At 37.3% G+C, this 16,821-nt stretch carries 21 protein-coding genes; 14 read left to right on the top strand and 7 right to left on the bottom strand.

The features are described from left to right. Positions 1-177: 177 nt before the first annotated feature. Positions 178-1,176, bottom strand: a complete 999-nt coding sequence (locus tag B5P37_RS01875; RefSeq protein ID WP_085236510.1) for an FUSC family protein — start codon at positions 1,174-1,176, stop codon at positions 178-180. A gap of 95 nt (positions 1,177-1,271) precedes the next feature. Here B5P37_RS01875 and map point away from each other — a divergent pair, with 95 nt between their 5' ends. The 5 genes from map (at position 1,272) to vraR (ending at position 4,897) form a co-directional block, all read left to right on the top strand. After that, positions 1,272-2,036, top strand: coding sequence for a type I methionyl aminopeptidase (map, locus tag B5P37_RS01870; RefSeq protein WP_085236508.1), 765 nt, complete (start codon positions 1,272-1,274; stop codon positions 2,034-2,036). Between the two features lie 98 nt (positions 2,037-2,134). After that, positions 2,135-2,524, top strand: coding sequence for a hypothetical protein (locus tag B5P37_RS01865; protein ID WP_085236506.1), 390 nt, complete (start codon positions 2,135-2,137; stop codon positions 2,522-2,524). Positions 2,525-2,536: 12 nt separating this feature from the next. After that, positions 2,537-3,238 (top strand): cell wall-active antibiotics response protein VraT, encoded by a 702-nt coding sequence (gene vraT, locus B5P37_RS01860; protein ID WP_085236504.1) that lies wholly within the window; start codon positions 2,537-2,539, stop codon positions 3,236-3,238. Then, positions 3,235-4,278: a sensor histidine kinase gene (locus tag B5P37_RS01855; protein WP_085236502.1), complete on the top strand. Its 1,044-nt coding sequence runs from the start codon at positions 3,235-3,237 to the stop codon at positions 4,276-4,278. Before vraT ends, B5P37_RS01855 begins: the two co-directional genes overlap by 4 nt. Continuing rightward, positions 4,268-4,897 (top strand): response regulator transcription factor VraR, encoded by a 630-nt coding sequence (vraR, locus tag B5P37_RS01850; RefSeq protein ID WP_085236500.1) that lies wholly within the window; start codon positions 4,268-4,270, stop codon positions 4,895-4,897. Before B5P37_RS01855 ends, vraR begins: the two co-directional genes overlap by 11 nt. A 242-nt stretch (positions 4,898-5,139) precedes the next feature. On the opposite strand, the gene B5P37_RS01845 is transcribed toward vraR, so the two are convergent. The 4 genes from B5P37_RS01845 to B5P37_RS01830 form a co-directional block, all read right to left on the bottom strand. Continuing rightward, the gene (locus tag B5P37_RS01845) at positions 5,140-5,721 is read right to left on the bottom strand and encodes a beta-class carbonic anhydrase (protein WP_085236498.1); all 582 of its coding nucleotides are present in this window, start codon (positions 5,719-5,721) and stop codon (positions 5,140-5,142) included. Positions 5,722-5,749: 28 nt separating this feature from the next. Beyond that, a complete protein-coding gene (locus B5P37_RS01840; RefSeq protein WP_085236496.1) occupies positions 5,750-7,072 on the bottom strand; it encodes a YihY/virulence factor BrkB family protein in 1,323 nt (440 codons plus the stop codon). A 216-nt stretch (positions 7,073-7,288) separates the two neighbouring features. After that, positions 7,289-7,576, bottom strand: coding sequence for a YtxH domain-containing protein (locus B5P37_RS01835; protein WP_085236494.1), 288 nt, complete (start codon positions 7,574-7,576; stop codon positions 7,289-7,291). A gap of 7 nt (positions 7,577-7,583) precedes the next feature. Then, a complete protein-coding gene (locus B5P37_RS01830; protein ID WP_085236491.1) occupies positions 7,584-8,042 on the bottom strand; it encodes a low molecular weight protein-tyrosine-phosphatase in 459 nt (152 codons plus the stop codon). 132 nt (positions 8,043-8,174) lie between these two features. Between B5P37_RS01830 and B5P37_RS01825 the strand changes: the two genes are divergently transcribed. The 4 genes from B5P37_RS01825 to B5P37_RS11880 all read left to right on the top strand — a co-directional run bounded on the left by B5P37_RS01825 (position 8,175) and on the right by B5P37_RS11880 (position 10,527). After that, positions 8,175-8,378, top strand: a complete 204-nt coding sequence (locus tag B5P37_RS01825) for a DUF1128 family protein (protein WP_085238397.1) — start codon at positions 8,175-8,177, stop codon at positions 8,376-8,378. A gap of 21 nt (positions 8,379-8,399) precedes the next feature. Continuing rightward, positions 8,400-9,632: an aminopeptidase gene (locus B5P37_RS01820; protein WP_085236489.1), complete on the top strand. Its 1,233-nt coding sequence runs from the start codon at positions 8,400-8,402 to the stop codon at positions 9,630-9,632. Positions 9,633-9,671: 39 nt separating this feature from the next. Next, on the top strand, positions 9,672-10,169 hold the full coding sequence (locus B5P37_RS01815; protein ID WP_085238396.1) for an acyl-CoA thioesterase: 498 nt from the start codon (positions 9,672-9,674) through the stop codon (positions 10,167-10,169). A gap of 205 nt (positions 10,170-10,374) precedes the next feature. After that, positions 10,375-10,527, top strand: a complete 153-nt coding sequence (locus B5P37_RS11880) for a hypothetical protein (RefSeq protein WP_169710758.1) — start codon at positions 10,375-10,377, stop codon at positions 10,525-10,527. A 4-nt stretch (positions 10,528-10,531) separates the two neighbouring features. Here the strand turns inward: B5P37_RS11880 and yfkAB are convergent, their stop codons facing one another. Beyond that, positions 10,532-11,701, bottom strand: coding sequence for a radical SAM/CxCxxxxC motif protein YfkAB (yfkAB, locus tag B5P37_RS01810; protein ID WP_085236487.1), 1,170 nt, complete (start codon positions 11,699-11,701; stop codon positions 10,532-10,534). Between the two features lie 114 nt (positions 11,702-11,815). Here yfkAB and B5P37_RS11875 point away from each other — a divergent pair, with 114 nt between their 5' ends. Both B5P37_RS11875 and B5P37_RS01805 read left to right on the top strand, forming a co-directional pair. Continuing rightward, positions 11,816-11,977 (top strand): SE1561 family protein, encoded by a 162-nt coding sequence (locus B5P37_RS11875; RefSeq protein WP_169710757.1) that lies wholly within the window; start codon positions 11,816-11,818, stop codon positions 11,975-11,977. 73 nt (positions 11,978-12,050) lie between these two features. Continuing rightward, positions 12,051-12,563, top strand: coding sequence for a type 1 glutamine amidotransferase domain-containing protein (locus B5P37_RS01805; RefSeq protein WP_085236485.1), 513 nt, complete (start codon positions 12,051-12,053; stop codon positions 12,561-12,563). A gap of 186 nt (positions 12,564-12,749) precedes the next feature. Here the strand turns inward: B5P37_RS01805 and B5P37_RS01800 are convergent, their stop codons facing one another. Further along, positions 12,750-14,495 carry a pyruvate oxidase gene (locus B5P37_RS01800; protein ID WP_085236483.1) on the bottom strand — a complete coding sequence of 582 codons (1,746 nt, stop codon included), beginning with the start codon at positions 14,493-14,495 and terminating at the stop codon, positions 12,750-12,752. A gap of 189 nt (positions 14,496-14,684) precedes the next feature. On the opposite strand from B5P37_RS01800, the gene sgtB reads away from it, so the two are divergent. The 3 genes from sgtB to B5P37_RS01785 all read left to right on the top strand — a co-directional run bounded on the left by sgtB (position 14,685) and on the right by B5P37_RS01785 (position 16,814). Continuing rightward, a complete protein-coding gene (sgtB, locus tag B5P37_RS01795; protein ID WP_085236481.1) occupies positions 14,685-15,491 on the top strand; it encodes a monofunctional peptidoglycan glycosyltransferase SgtB in 807 nt (268 codons plus the stop codon). Between the two features lie 212 nt (positions 15,492-15,703). Continuing rightward, positions 15,704-16,507 (top strand): recombination regulator RecX, encoded by an 804-nt coding sequence (recX, locus tag B5P37_RS01790; protein ID WP_085236479.1) that lies wholly within the window; start codon positions 15,704-15,706, stop codon positions 16,505-16,507. After that, a complete protein-coding gene (locus B5P37_RS01785) occupies positions 16,500-16,814 on the top strand; it encodes a YfhH family protein (protein ID WP_085236476.1) in 315 nt (104 codons plus the stop codon). Before recX ends, B5P37_RS01785 begins: the two co-directional genes overlap by 8 nt. The last annotated feature ends 7 nt before the right edge of the window (positions 16,815-16,821 follow it).

Here is a 16,821-nt window from a genome sequence, read left to right as displayed (position 1 = left end):
AGTCATTATTTTATAAAAATACGATGATGTAGGAAATCAGTATTTGAGAAGTGCTGATTTCCCTACATTTTTTATATATTATTGAATAATATAATAAAGTGAGGGATGTGACTTGAAGGAGTATCCTGATTGATGAAAAAAGAGCAAACCCTGATGGTCTTATGCGCATCAGGGTACTTATTTTACTTTATATCTTAAAAGTAAGATACGATAAATCAATAAAATTTCATAGATGGTATGCATTTTAACTTGATGATTATCGAACTCGTTTAATCCTTTAACTGAACTTTTTAATATTGATGCGGCTTGTTGATCGGGGATGAAGGTACCACAATTAATAATTTGATCAATTCTTTGTGATATCGAAATCATCGCAATTTTTTCTTCGTCATTAAAGAGCATCATGGCATCATTAGGAAGATAAATAATATTCGATAAATGTGTAATCATGAGTCGATTTTCATGAGCATGGTTGGTAAGTTTTCTTAGTCGCAACCATGCTTCTGATTGACTGCGATTTTTATGATAATTCAATTCATCTTTTTGATAGCCGATTAATGCTTCTATTTTTGTATTGAGTACGTGAAGTTTTTCCACTGCTTGATCACTTTTTTTCGAATGGAAGAGTCCTACGACTAACTCTTTCATACGCAAATCAAACAAATGATAGATTTCTTTTTCAGTTTTTGCGATAAGTAGATCGATTTGGTCATAATATTTCGGGGGTAATATAATAAAATTCACTAGGCCTGCTGTCCCCAAACCGATAAAAGCAGTGAGCAAACGTGAAAAGAAATTGAATACATAATGATCATGAATATCTGGAATCATGGCGAGTGCAGTTAAGGTTGCAACATTAATCCCTACATGTAAATTAAAGCGAATGCAGAGATAAATGGTGAGGGTTGCTGTCAAACCATATGTGAGTGCGGATTGGTCGCCTAAAAAATAAGTACATACAACGGCTATAAATGCCCCCATGACTGTAGCAGGCAGTCGCTTATATCCTTTACGAATGGAAGCTTTAATCGTCGGTTCAATTGTGACAACAGCGGATAAAATTGCGAAAATAGGATTAAGATTCAGTGATAGACAAAATAAAGCGGTCAAGAAAGTTGCAAGACCTGTTTTCAAAGTGCGGGCGCCGACTAAATTTTTATACCATTTCTCCTTCATAGTTCATAACTCCTATTTCATACTTCATGATTAGTATATCAAAATTTTTTTGTTATAATAAGGCTATACAAAATTTTAAAAGGAACGGGATAACAATGATAGTAAAAACAGAAGAAGAGTTACAAGCATTAAAAGAAATAGGTGCGATTTGTGCAGAAATACGTGATACAATGCGTGCTGCCACTCAACCTGGGGTGACAACGAAAGAATTAGATCAAATCGCCAAAGAAATGTTTGAAAAATCAGGGGCTATTTCTGCACCGATTCATGATGAAAATTTTCCTGGTCAAACGTGTATCAGTGTCAATGAAGAGGTTGCGCATGGCATCCCAAGTCAACGTGTTATACGTGAAGGAGATCTCGTGAACATTGACGTATCAGCACTTAAAAATGGCTACTATGCGGATACAGGGATTTCATTTGTCGTGGGTCAAACGGATGATCCGATGAAACAAAAAGTGTGTGATATTGCTGAGGAAGCGTTTGAAGCAGCGATGAAAAAAGTCAAACCGGGCACTAAATTAAGTCAAATCGGTAAAGCTGTTCATGCCGTTGCACGTAAAAATGACTTAAAAGTGATTAAAAATTTAACAGGACATGGCGTAGGGCAGTCATTACACGAAGCGCCTAAGCATATATTGAATTATTTTGATCCTCACGAAAAAACTTTGTTGAAAGAAGGGATGGTTTTAGCAGTTGAACCGTTTATTTCATCTAATGCAAGTTACGTTATCGAGGGGAAAAATGAATGGGCTTTTGAAACGAAGGATAAAAGCTATGTCGCTCAAATTGAACATACAGTTGTTGTGACGAAAGATGGCCCAATTTTAACAACCAAATTAGACGAGTGTGAAGGATAGAAGTTCGGACTTAAGTCTGAACAGCAAATGGTTCTGTAGCCTATTAAAATGGTTATAGAACCATTTTATAATAGTTGTAACATAGAGGTGATTCTGCAATGTTACAATTAATAAAAAAAGATCTTGAAACGTTTTTTCGTAACGTCTATCGTCAATGGTTAAGTCAATATTTAAATCACTTGGACATTCAAATTCGAAACATTGATTGTGCGATGACTTATATTCAACGTAAAAAATCTCAAATGAGAATGATGATTGACAGACGAACGATTGAACTGGAAAATAAATATATCGACTTAATGAATGATTACCATATTTCAAGTGCGAAAAATATTGAAAGTGGTGACATCAATTCGATAAAAAACGATTTGAATGAAATTGAAACAACGTATGCACAGTTAGAACATTACTTCCTTAAACTCAGTCAGGACAAAGGTAATATGAAAAAGGAATGTGATTTTGTTCAATCATTAATGTATGCATACTAGAAAGGTGGAAATATGACACAAAAATATATTTCGACTGAACTACTGATTATTTTTACTGCGCTGATGATTATTGCAAATCTGTATTATATCTTTTTTGAAAAGATAGGTTTTTTATTTGTATTGTTATTAGGCAGTATTTTAATGTATGTCGGTTATATTTATTTTCATAAAGTGCGTGGCTTGTTATGTTTTTGGATTGGCGCATTAATGATCTTATTCACATTATTATCAAATAAGTATACGCTGATGATTTTATTTATTTTTATGATTATCGTCGCATTTCGGTATATTAAGTATAAAAGACGTCCACTTGAAATTGTATCAATTGATGAAGATGTGCATACGCCCTCATTTATTAAACAAAAATGGTTTGGTGAACAAAAAACACCCGTGTATGTTTATAAATGGGAAGATTTACAAATTCAACACGGCATTGGGGATATCGTCGTTGATATGACGAAAGCTGCAAATTTAAAAATGCAAAACCATATCGTCATAAGACATATTGTAGGCAAGGTTCAAGTCATCGTTCCCCTTAATTATAATGTGAATTTAAATGTAGCCGCTTTTTATGGGAATGTGTCACTCGATCAGCAACATTTTAAAATTGAAAATAATAACATCCAAAAACAATCTCAGCATAAACCTGATAATTATACAGTGAATTTATTCATTTCAACATTTATTGGAGATGTTGAGGTGATTTATCGATGAATCATTACGTCCGAGCCATTGGATCGATGTTAATACTCGTTTACAGTATGTTAACGACGTTCTTTTTTATTGATAAAGTTTTTACTAACATTATTTATTTCCAGGGGATGTTTTATACACAAATTTTAGGGATACCGGTTTTCATATTTTTAAACTTAGTCGTTATCTTTTTGTGTATTATCGTTGGGAGTGTGCTTGCTTATAAAATTAATCAACAAAACGATTGGCTCAAACAACAAATTGAGCGCGCATTTGAAGGTGAGACGGTAGGGATTAATGACCAACAAATTGAACTCTATAATGAAACCATTGAACTTTATCAAGCATTGGTTCCTCTTAATCAGTCCCTTCATAAAATGCGAATTAAAACTCAAAATTTAACGAATGAATCATATAATTTAAATGATTTGAAGGTGAAAAAAATAATTGAAGATGAGCGACAAAGGCTCGCACGTGAATTGCATGACAGTGTCTCTCAACAGCTTTTTGCAGCTAGTATGATGTTGTCTGCGATTAAAGAAACGGAATTAGCGCCACCCCTTGATCAACAAATTCCAACACTTGAGAAAATGATTCAAGATTCACAGTTGGAGATGCGTGCGTTGTTGCTTCATTTGAGACCGATTGGATTAAAAAATAAATCACTCGGTGAGGGGATTAAATCGCTTGTGACAGATTTACAGCGGAAAGTTCCGATGAAAGTCGTTCAAGAAATTGATGAAATTGAAGTGCCAAAAGGGATTGAAGATCATTTGTTTAGAATTACACAAGAAGCGATTTCCAATACATTACGCCATGCGAAAGGGACTCAAGTGACGGTTGAATTATTAAAACTTAAAGATCATTTGTTGCTCCGTATTCAAGATGATGGGATTGGATTTAATGTGAATGATCAATTGGAACAAAGTTATGGTTTAAAAAATATGCAAGAGCGTGCCATTGAAATTGGAGCGACATTGCATATTGTGTCATTGCCCGATGCAGGAACAAGAATTGAAGTCAAAGCACCACTTGAAAAGGAGGCTAAACATGACAGTTAAAGTATTATTTGTAGATGATCATGAAATGGTTCGTATTGGTATTTCAAGTTATTTATCAACACAACCGGATATTGAAGTTGTAGGGGAAGGGGCTTCAGGTAAAGAAGCGATTGAAAAAGCTCATGCGCTTAAGCCGGATTTGATTTTAATGGACTTGTTGATGACCGATATGGACGGTGTAGAAGCAACAGCACAAATTAAGAAAGACTTACCTCAAATTAAGGTCGTTATGCTGACAAGTTACATCGAGGACAAGGAAGTTTATCGTGCGCTTGATGCTGGGGTAGATAGCTATATATTAAAAACGACGAGTGCAAATGATATCGCGGAAGCAGTCCGCAAAACCAATGCAGGGGAGTCCGTATTTGAAGCTGAAGTTTTAGTTAAAATGCGCAATCGTATGAAGCAACGTGCAGAATTATATGAGCTGTTAACAGAGCGGGAAATGGAAATATTATTATTGATTGCAAAAGGGTATTCAAATCAAGAGATTGCAAGCGCCTCCCACATTACCATTAAAACTGTAAAAACACATGTGAGTAATATATTGAGTAAGCTCGAAGTTCAAGATAGAACGCAGGCTGTTATTTATGCATTTCAACATGGCTTAATAGAGTAAGTGAATCCTATAAGAGAGGGGGATTGAAAAGGACGTTAAGATGCGCTAATTTAATAATAAAATCAGACGTCATCATCAATCGGACTGATGGAAAGGACAATCATCTGTGATATGCGCCCGTCAAAGTTTTCAATTTTAAATTGGTTACTTTGACGGGCGCATATCATAAATTTATGTGATTCGTCCGATTTTTTATTTTATCAACGCAATGGTGGAAAGCGTGTTGTTCATCTTTAACTCAGTTATTCATTGTTTTGATGTGCATGGGCATAGCCATCGTGAACGAGTTCCAATTCACCTGTATGTGGATCAATCACTAAACCGTGTACAGGGACTTGATTGTCAAAAAGTGGATGAGCATAAATCATAGCAATGTTTTGTTTGACATTGTCATATACATTGTCAAATCCTTTTAAAAAGTTGGACACGTCGATTCCAGAATGTTCAAGTATGTCAAAAACATGTGGCTGAACACCGCGCTGTTGCATCGTTGCTACCACCTGTTCAACATTAATTTGGCCCATGCCACAATCTTTGTGTCCCATGATAATGATTTCTTCTGCACCTAACGCATAGATACCTACGAGTAAACTCCTCATTGTTGATCCATATGGATGACTGATTGTTGCACCAGCATTTTTGACGACTTTTAAATCCCCATTATTAAAGCCAAGCGCTTTTGTGGATAAGTCCTGTAAACGCGTATCCATGCACGTTAAGAGTACTGCTTTTTTTGAAGGTGTTTTACTTGTCGCATAGGCTTCATAAGCTTTCTCAGCAACAAATTTTTTATTGAATTGTAATATGTGTTCTAATAAAGTCATACGACTTCCTCCCAATCATGTACAAACCTTATTGTTCATCTGTTGTTTTAATATGTTTTGACCGACCCGGGTTTGTTCGTTCGGCTTTTTCAGGTGATTGATATTGTGGCGCTCGGTCATCTGATGGCGCTGTTTCATCTTTTGATGACTGAGATGCTTGTTGTGTGCTAGACTGATGATCCGTTTGTTCAGTTGATGATTCATCTGTTTCCCCATAATTGTTATACGCTGGGACGAGATCTTCCTCGCCTTTAAATTCAAGTTCGTCATAAACTTGTTCCTCTGGTGTTTTTCCTTTAACCACTTTACGTTGGTGGACAATGGCATTGATTTCAGCCCCAATAATTAAAATAAAGCCTGTGATATACAGCCACAACATGAGGACGATAATGCCACCAATGCTTCCATACGTTTTAGAATAGTTCGCAAAATTTGACACGTAATAACCAAATGCCAATGAACCTAAAATCCAAACGACAGTGGCGAATATTGCGCCTGGGAATACCGATTTAAATTTAATTTTAACGTTTGGTGCAAACGTGTACATGATGATAAAGACGATGAAGACAGCAAGTATTGGTAAAGCCGTTCGTAATACGCTAAACACCCACCGGACTTGTTCATCTAAGCCTAACGGTCCAAATAATAAATTACCGATTTGTTGGCCAAAGGTAAATAATACGAGGGTTAAAGGCAAAGTGATGCCAATTAATAGCGTAAAAACGACAGCTAATAGTTTTGAAACGAAAAAGTTACGGCTATCCTCGATATCGTAAGCGACATTAAAAGCGTTCATGAGCGCTGTCATACCATTAGATGCCGTCCACAATGCTAAAATCAACCCGATAGATAAGAGACCGCCATTGGCATTTCCCATGACATCATCGATAATACCAGTAATGATCGAAGCGGTATCAGCAGGGGCATTGTTGGAAATTTGCGCTGTGATGACATCCCGGTCGATGTTGAAGTATGGGACGAGCGACAAAATAAAAATCAGCATCGGGAAAAGGGACAGCATAAAATAGTATGCCAGCTGTGCCGCCAAGCCTGAAGCATCATCCTTACCGATTCGATAAATTAAATAATTAAAGAAATTTGGACGATCTGTATATTTCACAGGTTTATTAATACGTGATACAAAGAAAGTTTGATTTTCTTTTGGCGCTTCTTTTGACTGAAAAGGCTGAGGTTTAACAAAATGGCGTTTTGCTTCTATCTCACCGTTCCCATCACCTTTTCGATCGGGTGCAGGCGCCGATTCTTTTGTATTTTGCTGGGCGTCATCATTTGGATTTTTGGTTTTAGAAGAATCAACCCCAGGCGCTTTTGGCGCTTCTTTTTTAGACATAATAAATCTCCTTCGCAATAAAATTAAAAAGGGCAATTCCGTGGCATCATAAGTATGCATTGAAATTGCCCTGATCAAGTTAGACGAATATCAAGCATATGAACGACATGGCGACCGACTACAATTTAAGTATTGCATCGATTTGAAATTGCATTCGCTGTCCATACCTTGCTGTTGCGACTTGTCATTCGTTTTAGGTGTCGTTATTTTCGAACATTATAATCCGATTTTTTTATTGTTTTTACGTGCCATTAATGTGTCTTTTGCATTTAATAAAGAACGTTCTAATTCTGGATTATTACGGCGGATTTCATCAATCGTATTTTTCCAGTACATGATTTCATCTTTGATTTGATTGAATTTAGAAGGTTGACTAGAACGTTCTCCCGTTTTGATTTGATGAAGTGTTGTTTGAACTGAACGGCGCGTATTTTTATCGATAAGCGCAATGGCACCACCCACTGTTGCACCAAGTAAAATTCCAGGAATTAATTTGTTTTGCATAATGATGTTACCCCTTTCGTGTCTCTTTCAAAATAAAGTTGATTAAATTGTCTATAGAAGATTGTATCATGTCAAATACCTCTTCAAAATTGTCTGTATAATATGGGTCGGGCACATCTGTTTCTGCCCTATCACTGAATTCCAACAGCTTAAATAGTTGTCCCTTAAGGTGAGGATGGATCTGTTTGATATTTGTGATGTTACTTTGATCCATTGCAATGACAAAATCAAAATGATCTTTGTCTGTCAATAATTCACTCTTCATCTCATCAAAAGGAATGTGATGTGCCTTCAGGATTTTTTGTGTGCCTTCATGAGGGGGTTCACCGAGGTTCCAGCGTCCTGTCCCTCTAGAGTATACTTCAATATCATCAATATTGCGATCCTTTAGGCGTTGACGCATTATCGCTTCAGCCATTGGGGAGCGACAGATATTGCCTAAACAGACAAAAGCAACTGTAGTCATGTCATTAACCTCCATATTGTAATCTATATGCCCATTTTATCTTTTTTTAAACGCATTCGAAAGAGATTATGACAAAAATTTTTCAAATATTCAACACTTTGATAAAATATGGAGGATGAAAGGATGGTATTCATGTCAAAATCAATAGAAGAAATGATTATTGAAATTCGTGACCGTTTGAATTTAGTGAATCCTGGCTTAATTGACCCAGATCATTATGAAGAAAAACACCGCGAAGATATTGAAGAAATACATGCATTTGTCACATCTAAGCGTGACTTTACACCAAGTGAAATGACAGGGATTACTGAAGCCCTTGGTCAAGCAAAAAAGTAATTTGAATGGGAGGCATTTTAAATGACATTAACGCAACGATTACAACAATATGCGACACTACTCGTTCGTTTTGGTATGAATGTTCAGAAAGGACAACCTGTTTTTATCCGCGCGTCAGTTGAGACGATAGAATTCACAAGAATGATTGTCAAGGAAGCATATGAAGCGGGGGCTTCTGATGTGAGAGTAGACTATAGCGACCCAATATTACAACGACTCGCCTATGAATATGAGCCGGTATCTTATTTTGAGCATGATCTTAAACCGTACGACGTTGAAGAACGCATGGACTATGTGCATCGTGGAGCGTGTCAATTGGCTTTGGTGTCAGCAGACCCGCATTTGTTAAACGATATTGCACCTGAAAAGATTAAAACGGCACAACTTCAATACGCTCAAGCGTTTAAACCATATATGATGGCAGCGCAAAAGAACAGTTTTCCGTGGCTGGTAGCAGCATATCCGACTCCAGCTTGGGCGCAGCGCGTTTATCCAGATTTGAATGAAGAAGAAGCGATGAGTCGATTTTTGGAAGATATTTTAAGCATTGTGAGAGTAGACGGGAACGATCCAATTAAAAATTGGGAGCAACATGTTCAAAATTTAAAAGTTCGTGCTAAACAGTTAAATGATAAGGCATACAAAGCGCTTCACTTTGTTTCAGAAGGAACAGATTTGCATATCGGACTACCTGAAGGGCATATTTGGGAAGAGCCTGCAAGTTACACTGAAAATGGGCAAGTCTTTGTCGCGAATATTCCAACAGAGGAAGTTTTTACTGCTCCGGACTGCCGACATGTGAACGGTTATGTAACGAATACACGCCCATTAAGTTATAACGGCGCAATTATTGACGGATTCAAATTGACATTTGAAGAAGGCAAAGTCGTTGCATTTGAAGCTGAAAAAGGTGAAACTGTATTAGCAGACTTGTTGAACACAGACGAAGGTGCGCGTCGTTTAGGTGAAGTCGCTTTAGTCCCTGTAGATTCTCCGATTTCAAATAAAAACATGATATTCTACAATACTTTGTTTGATGAAAATGCATCATGTCATATTGCTTTAGGTGCGGCATATGCCTTTAACCTTCAAAACGGTACGACAATGACATCTGAAGAACTACAGGCACACGGCTTGAATGATTCATTGACGCATGTTGACTTTATGATTGGCAGTCGTGATCTCAATATTTACGGTATTAAAGTGGATGGAACCGAAGAGCAAGTCTTTAAAAACGGAAATTGGTTGGATTGATAAAAAGGTGGTTTCAAATTGAAAATAAATCAAAAAGCAATGCAAGATTCTAAAGTTTTCAAATCTAGACAAGTCTTTCCTCAAGATACGAATCATTTGGGGACGTTATTTGGCGGTACAATGATGGCCAATATAGATGAAATTGCGGCGATATGTGCCAAAAAACATGCCAATCAAACGGTGGTTACAGCCTCAACGGATTCGGTTGACTTTTTAAAACCCATTCGCAAGGGCGATATTTTAACGTATATTGCAATGGTGTCGTATGCAGGGAATTCATCTATGGAAATTTGTGTTCAAATTTTGATTGAGGATATTCCAAACAATAGACAAGTGTTAGCAGCCCTGAGCTTTTTAACTTTTGTCGCTATAGATGAACAGGGGAAACCGACACAAATTCCGGCTGTTTATCCAGAGTCGGAAGCAGAAAAATGGTTTCATCAGACAGCTGAAGCACGTGTCGCGCGTCGAAAAGCACGTCGAAAAGAAAGTAAAGAGACGTTACAATTTATTTCTGAATTGGAATACAAGCAATAAAACACACTCGAATGAGAGGCGTTACACGTCAGTTGAGATGTGTAATGAGACGAATGAAAAAGGCTTGATAAAGCTCTTGCATCAATAGAAAACGTAAGAACGCCATTGACGATGATGGATGGCTAATGCGTTTCAGTCTGTTTGAACATAGATGAAACGACTGATTTGATTACAAATGATCTTTCAAGGCACGCTCCTTTTTACAATGGATGAAGTGATGATTCATCTTGTAGTGGGCGTGCTTTTTGCATGGATAAAGTCAACAATCGAGGCATTGATTTCATCTCACAATGGTTGTAAAAAAGAGAAAGAAAACATGGGACGACCCGCTATGGATTTGTCGTCTCATGTTTTTTGAATAGTTAGTATGCGTGTTCTGTGCCATTTGTAACGGTTTTTGTATGATTGAGGTGCATACGTGCTTCTTGTGTTTTGAAATCCACATTTGGATAATACATGTTTTTAACAAGGATATTAGGTCCTAAGCATTTAAAATGAGGACAGTGACAATTGATAGCTGAAGATAACGCACTTTCTAACCATCGTTGAAACACATCGGTCAATCGTGACGTACGAATATTTGCAATGGTGCCCGTTTCATCACCAAAGTCTGTCACAATCACATTTCCAGTAAAGACGTTAACATTGAGTCGACTACGTCCATCTGGATCATTTCGAGTTGTGACATTAGGCGCTTGTTGTAATTTTTGACGTAACTGCGCATCGAATTCGTCTTGTAAACATGGGAAAATAGGAAGTGTACCGAATAACATCCACGTATCTAAATCCCTGAAATCCAGCAATTCTGAAATTGCAGTTTTGATTGTTTTTAAATCCAGTACTTCAAGCTGACTTGCAAAATCAGCTGGATACATCGGATGAATCTCATGACGCCGACATTTCATATCATGAACGACTTCACGATGGATCTTTTTTAAGTGTGGGTACGTCCCGCGATTCAACATCGTCTCTGCTGAAACAAACAACCCTTGTTCGCTTAATGTACGGGCATTTGTTATCATTTGTTCATAAAGTTTTAATTTTGCTTTTAATGGGGGTTGTTGTGCCATCGCGCCGAAACCGACGTCTGTGAATGTTTCAATTGTTCCCCAGTTGTGTGAAATATGAAGTACATCAAGATATTCAGCAATATCTAAATAGCGTTCTAATGGCAAAGTCAAATTAGAATTTAATTGGACATAAATGCCACGTTGTTTAGCATATCGAAGTAACGGTTTGACGACTTCTCGTATGGATTTTTTCGAAAACATAGGTTCACCCCCAGTAATCGAAATCGTCCGTAAAGTTGGAATTTCTTCTAACCGTTGCAAAATTAAAGATATCGGTAATGGTTCGGGGTCTTTCGTTTGTAAAGTATAGCCTACAGCACAATGACTGCAACGCATATTACATAAATGAGTCGTAGTAAACTCTACATTGCTTAGTGTCAATTGACCGTTTTCTATTATGTCGGTATAGGGTTCCCATGGATCATTCATTATGGAAATCGGGTCCTTTTGGGTCGTTAACATTTTTCTAACTCCTCATCTTAAAAGTACATGAGATTTAATTTTTTACATTGAGTCCTATCAAATCCATGTTAATATAACTATGACTATTGCAATTATAAAGGAGAATCATAAAGTATGAAAGAGCCACAAACAATGAATCAAGTGAAAGAAAGACTCACGCAGTTTTTAAATGAAATTGAACATGTAGATCCGAATGATATTGATATTACTGATATTGATGAATGGATTCATTTGTTAGATCAATTAGAAGCGAAAGTGAATCAGTTACGACGTTAATTTTGGTCAACATGTTTGAACTATTTTTAAAAGGGTATCGTATCACTAGACAGACAAAGAAAGGTGATGCAAAATGGCAAAAGTTGCAGTATTATTAGCAAACGAATTTGAGGATATTGAATTTACAAGTCCTAAAGCAGCCCTTGAAGCGGCAGGTCATCAAACTGTGGTTATAGGGAATTCGACAGAGGAAGAAGTTGTCGGCAAACATGGTGAAAAAGTGAGTGTTGATGTATCCATTGCGGACGCTAAGCCAGAAGATTATGATGGTTTACTTTTACCAGGTGGTTTTTCACCCGATTTATTACGTGGTGACGCTGAACAACGATATGGTAAATTCGCGAAATATTTCTTACAAGAAGATTTACCAGCGTTTGCGATTTGTCATGGACCACAAATCTTAATTGATACAGATGAGTTGAAAGGCCGCACTGTGACAGCTGTATTGAATGTACGTAAAGATTTATCTAATGCAGGTGCAAATGTGGTAGATCAATCTGTCGTGGTGGATAAGAATATTGTCACAAGTCGTACACCAGATGACTTAGATGATTTTAATAGAGAAATTGTGAATCAACTTAAATAAATAGAATTGAAAGCGGGCATGGGCTAAGGCACATGTCCGTTTTCAATTTTTATCGTTGTATGTTGTTAATATAAACAATTTATTTAGGACTTTTAATCTTAGCAGTGAAGGGCATGATGAGAGACAGAAAGAAAAATGAGGCGTGTGAAATGATGGGTTGGATTCCACGCGCCTCATTGTTGATGATTATAAGAATCGTTTTACAGCAGTGGAGAGTGAGGGCATCTCTTTAAAGATAAATTTATGATCTTCTGTTAAGCTACGGTAAGCCCATTTTGCATAATTCAGTGCTTGCTCAGGTACAATTTTACCTGGAAGTGGCGCCGCATTTTTATCAACATATACATTGACAATCGTTGGACGATGTTGCTGAACGGCTGTTTGCACAATCCCATCAATATCTTTAGAATCTGTCAAAGTATATCCGATACCGCCACAACTCTCGGCAAATTTAGCAAAGTCAATATCACTAAAATCAATACCATATTCCAATTCACCGGCTTCTTGTTGTTCATACTTAATAAACGATAATTCACTATTGTTTAGTATGAAAAGGACCATTGGCAAGCGATACTGGACAGCTGTCGCAAAGTCTTGCATGACCATTTCGAATGCCCCGTCGCCGATAATGCCGATAACTTGGCGGCCAGGATAAGCGATACGTGATGCGATGGCTGTTGGTAAGGCACATCCCATTGTTCCTAACCAACTTGAGATGATGAAGTCATTTTTAATCCCTAGCTGCAAATAACGTGTTGACCAAACGGTTGAAGTTCCAACATCTGCAGCGATAATCGTATCTTCATGAATAACTTTATTGATGGCATCCATTAAGCGTTCAGGACGAATAGGATTGGCATCATTTTTCAAATCTTCAGCCATCCACTGTTGCCAAGTTTCTTTATGTGCTAACATTTCATCTAAAAAGTCACGTTTTGAAACAGGTTCAATCGCTTCGGTCAACGCTTGTAAGGCAAGTTTGCTATCTCCTACGATAGGGGCATCAATGTTGAAGCGGTGTCCAATCGCTTCTGGTGATGCGTCGATTTGAATGGCAGGGATATCTTTTTTAGGTAGATAATCCACATAAGGATAATTGGTCCCCGCTAAAATAAGTAAATCGGCGTTTTGCATCGCTTGGTAAGAAGGTTTAGAGCCAATTTTACCAATATTACCCAGTTGATTTGGATGGTGATCACCCACAATTGTTTTTGAGGGTAGTGTCACAATGGTTGGGATTTTCCCTTTTTCGATTAATTGACGTACTTCTGTTTTAGCATGAGCGGTCCCTTTTCCTACTAAAATGACGGGTTTTTTACTTTCATTGAACAGTTTTGCTGCTTTTTGAATTTCATGATTTAACGGTTGTTTGATTTCGGGTTGATAAGGCGGTACAGTAGTAGGGAAGTGATCATCGACTTTGGTGTTTAATATATTATTGGGTAAAGTTAAAACCGCAACGCCTTTTTTCTGATAAGCGGTACGAATGGCTTCATCAACAATTTCAAATAGTCGGTCTGCATCATTGTCTTTAAGTTGATAATTGTATACAGCCACATCTTCAAATAATTGAGGTAAATTCACTTCCTGAAATGCTTTTGTTCCAAGTTTGTGACTGTCTGCTTGGCCTGATAAAATCAATTGCGGAACATTGTCCATTTTTGCATCGTACATCCCATTTAACAAGTGAATGGCGCCAGGTCCACCTATGGCGAGTGCAACACCGATTTTCCCTGTTAATTTTGTATAAGCTGCAGCGGCTAGACTTGCCACTTCTTCATGGCGAACATGTATAAATCGAATCTTGTCTTCTACTGCTTTCAAACCATCTACAACGGCATCGATGGAATCACCTGGAATACCGTAGACGTGATCGATCTCCCACGCTTGCAATGCTTTAATTAAAGCCATATTTGCTTTTACTTTTCCCATAATTAAATTGCTCCTTCTATTTCTTTGATTTTCAGTCATATACCCATTTTTTCACGGGTCGTAACATTTTTTCAAAGTTCATGCTCATGCTACAGACTGATTTTTATGAAAACGTATAGCCAATTGAAGTGGGACTTGTTACACTCACATTAACAAGTGATTTGAAATTGAGAAAGTAGGTCATTATGAATGAAAAGGAAAGACCGAATGGTAAAACACGCGAATATACCGCCAAATAATGAACCCTATCATAACACGTATTATCGACCAGTAGGACAACCGCCTAAAAAGCAAAGACCACGTCGGATTTTTAGAACAATCTTGCTGTTGATGGTAATGGTTGTTGCCATATTTATCGGTTTAATGTATGTCATGGCGCAACGTGCAGATGTTAATGATTTGCAAAGCATCGAGAAAAAAGCAAGCTATGTCCCTGTTTCACAAATGCCAGATTATACGAAAGGGGCATTTATTGCTGTGGAAGATCGACGTTTTTATCAGCATTCAGGTGTTGATTATCGTGGGAGTTTACGTGCGATATTTGCTTCTTTGCGGGATAGAGATCGCTTACAAGGGGGCAGTACGATTACGCAGCAACTTGCTAAAAATTATTATTACGACAATCAACAAACCATTACACGTAAGCTAAAAGAAATGTTTGTAGCAAGGCGTATAGAGTCACATTATAATAAAGATCAAATTTTGAGTTATTATATGAATAACATTTACTACGGTGATAACCAATATACGATTGAATCGGCCGCGAATTATTATTTTGGAACGACAGTGAATCAGCAAAATTATGCATTGCCTCATATAACAGTGTTACAAAGTGCTATTTTAGCAAGTAAAGTCAATGCACCTTCCGTTTATCATGTGAATCAAATGTCACCAGCATTTATTAATCGAACGAAAATGACATTAGAAAAAATGAAACAACAAAAATATATCAATGAGCAACAGTATACAGAAGCACTGCAACAGCTTGGTGCTTAGCTTTAAAGTGTGGCATAATAGATTTAACCACAAGTCCAATCCTTTCTTATTTGTTTAAACAAAAGCAATGCGAATGGGATGTATGAAGCGGCTATCATTGTGTGTCAATGACTGTTGACGGTGCAATAAAAGAAGTGGGTAGCGCATAGATATCTAATCAACATGTTAGATCCGTGCACTACTCCTTTTGTTATTTTAGTGGGGGGAGATTCATGCCGAAAATCACAAAAATAGAAGTTCAGAAAAACAACCATGAGCGTTTTAATATCTATGTGGATGACGCATTTGCGTTAGGTATTTCAATGGATACGCTCGTTGCTTTTAATATAAAAAAAGGAGATACTATCGATTCAGGACAGCTTAAGGCACTGGGCGATCGGGAACATGTACAACAAGCAGTGAACCAAGCGATACAATATTTATCCTTCCGCAAAAGGACGCGAAAAGAAATTCATACACATTTATCGCGACAAGGATTTGAAGAGGACATTGTGTCAGTGGCGCTGGCTTATTGTGAACGCCATCGATTCATTGATCATAGAGATTACATGATCAGTTTGAAAAATACGATGTTGCGTACGACTGATAAAGGTCCAGAGCGATTTCGACAAAAGTTAGTACAAGCCGGTGTAGAACCTGCGTTAATTGGCGAGGGTGTTGCATTATATGAAGAAGAACAAGACTTTGACACCATTGTTCAACTTGCGCATAAAATAATGAATCAGAAGCAAGGACCGGCAGCTAAAGTCAAACTTAAAGTTCAACACGCTTTGCAGCAAAAAGGGTATCTACATGATACGATTTTTAAAGTGTTGGATGCACTGGATTTCACCTCAGATCCAGAAATGGTGGATAATTTATTGCAACGAGATTTAGAGAAAGTTTATAATAAATATCAGAAGAAATATGAAGGAAAGCCCTTATACATGAAAACGGTTGAAGCATTATTAAGAAAAGGGTATCAATATGATCATATCCAACGAAAAATGATGGAAAGTGGAATTGACTATGATTGAAAAACGTTTTAGCGAGATGGATAGACAAGAAATATTACAAGTGATTCAAACGAGTAAAGAAAAAATGCGTAAAGCTGAAATGAACGGAATTATGAATGAGTATGATGTTTATGCAAATAAAGTTGTGATCGCAGAAAGTTATTTAATTGATACAAATGAGATTGAAATGGGACAGGTATACAGACTTAAAGATGGCTCCGGTGATGACTTTAAGGTGGAACGTCTCAAAGGCGTGTTTGCTTGGGGATATCGCACCCATAGCACTCAGTCTGAAGAAGGTTTACCCATTTCATTATTACAAATATAGAAGGGAT

The organism is Staphylococcus lutrae, assembly GCF_002101335.1.
Classification (GTDB): domain Bacteria; phylum Bacillota; class Bacilli; order Staphylococcales; family Staphylococcaceae; genus Staphylococcus; species Staphylococcus lutrae.
Note: the sequence above shows the minus strand (reverse complement) of the source record. Positions and strands in the feature narration are given on the sequence as shown.

Coding starts and splice junctions, on each gene's coding strand:
- B5P37_RS01875 (WP_085236510.1), bottom strand. CDS start 1,176: ATGAAGGAGAAATGGTATAAAAATTTAGTCGGCGCCCGCACTTTGAAA.
- map (WP_085236508.1), top strand. CDS start 1,272: ATGATAGTAAAAACAGAAGAAGAGTTACAAGCATTAAAAGAAATAGGT.
- B5P37_RS01865 (WP_085236506.1), top strand. CDS start 2,135: ATGTTACAATTAATAAAAAAAGATCTTGAAACGTTTTTTCGTAACGTC.
- vraT (WP_085236504.1), top strand. CDS start 2,537: ATGACACAAAAATATATTTCGACTGAACTACTGATTATTTTTACTGCG.
- B5P37_RS01855 (WP_085236502.1), top strand. CDS start 3,235: ATGAATCATTACGTCCGAGCCATTGGATCGATGTTAATACTCGTTTAC.
- vraR (WP_085236500.1), top strand. CDS start 4,268: ATGACAGTTAAAGTATTATTTGTAGATGATCATGAAATGGTTCGTATT.
- B5P37_RS01845 (WP_085236498.1), bottom strand. CDS start 5,721: ATGACTTTATTAGAACACATATTACAATTCAATAAAAAATTTGTTGCT.
- B5P37_RS01840 (WP_085236496.1), bottom strand. CDS start 7,072: ATGTCTAAAAAAGAAGCGCCAAAAGCGCCTGGGGTTGATTCTTCTAAA.
- B5P37_RS01835 (WP_085236494.1), bottom strand. CDS start 7,576: ATGCAAAACAAATTAATTCCTGGAATTTTACTTGGTGCAACAGTGGGT.
- B5P37_RS01830 (WP_085236491.1), bottom strand. CDS start 8,042: ATGACTACAGTTGCTTTTGTCTGTTTAGGCAATATCTGTCGCTCCCCA.
- B5P37_RS01825 (WP_085238397.1), top strand. CDS start 8,175: ATGTCAAAATCAATAGAAGAAATGATTATTGAAATTCGTGACCGTTTG.
- B5P37_RS01820 (WP_085236489.1), top strand. CDS start 8,400: ATGACATTAACGCAACGATTACAACAATATGCGACACTACTCGTTCGT.
- B5P37_RS01815 (WP_085238396.1), top strand. CDS start 9,672: ATGCAAGATTCTAAAGTTTTCAAATCTAGACAAGTCTTTCCTCAAGAT.
- B5P37_RS11880 (WP_169710758.1), top strand. CDS start 10,375: ATGGATGAAGTGATGATTCATCTTGTAGTGGGCGTGCTTTTTGCATGG.
- yfkAB (WP_085236487.1), bottom strand. CDS start 11,701: ATGTTAACGACCCAAAAGGACCCGATTTCCATAATGAATGATCCATGG.
- B5P37_RS11875 (WP_169710757.1), top strand. CDS start 11,816: ATGAAAGAGCCACAAACAATGAATCAAGTGAAAGAAAGACTCACGCAG.
- B5P37_RS01805 (WP_085236485.1), top strand. CDS start 12,051: ATGGCAAAAGTTGCAGTATTATTAGCAAACGAATTTGAGGATATTGAA.
- B5P37_RS01800 (WP_085236483.1), bottom strand. CDS start 14,495: ATGGGAAAAGTAAAAGCAAATATGGCTTTAATTAAAGCATTGCAAGCG.
- sgtB (WP_085236481.1), top strand. CDS start 14,685: ATGAAAAGGAAAGACCGAATGGTAAAACACGCGAATATACCGCCAAAT.
- recX (WP_085236479.1), top strand. CDS start 15,704: ATGCCGAAAATCACAAAAATAGAAGTTCAGAAAAACAACCATGAGCGT.
- B5P37_RS01785 (WP_085236476.1), top strand. CDS start 16,500: ATGATTGAAAAACGTTTTAGCGAGATGGATAGACAAGAAATATTACAA.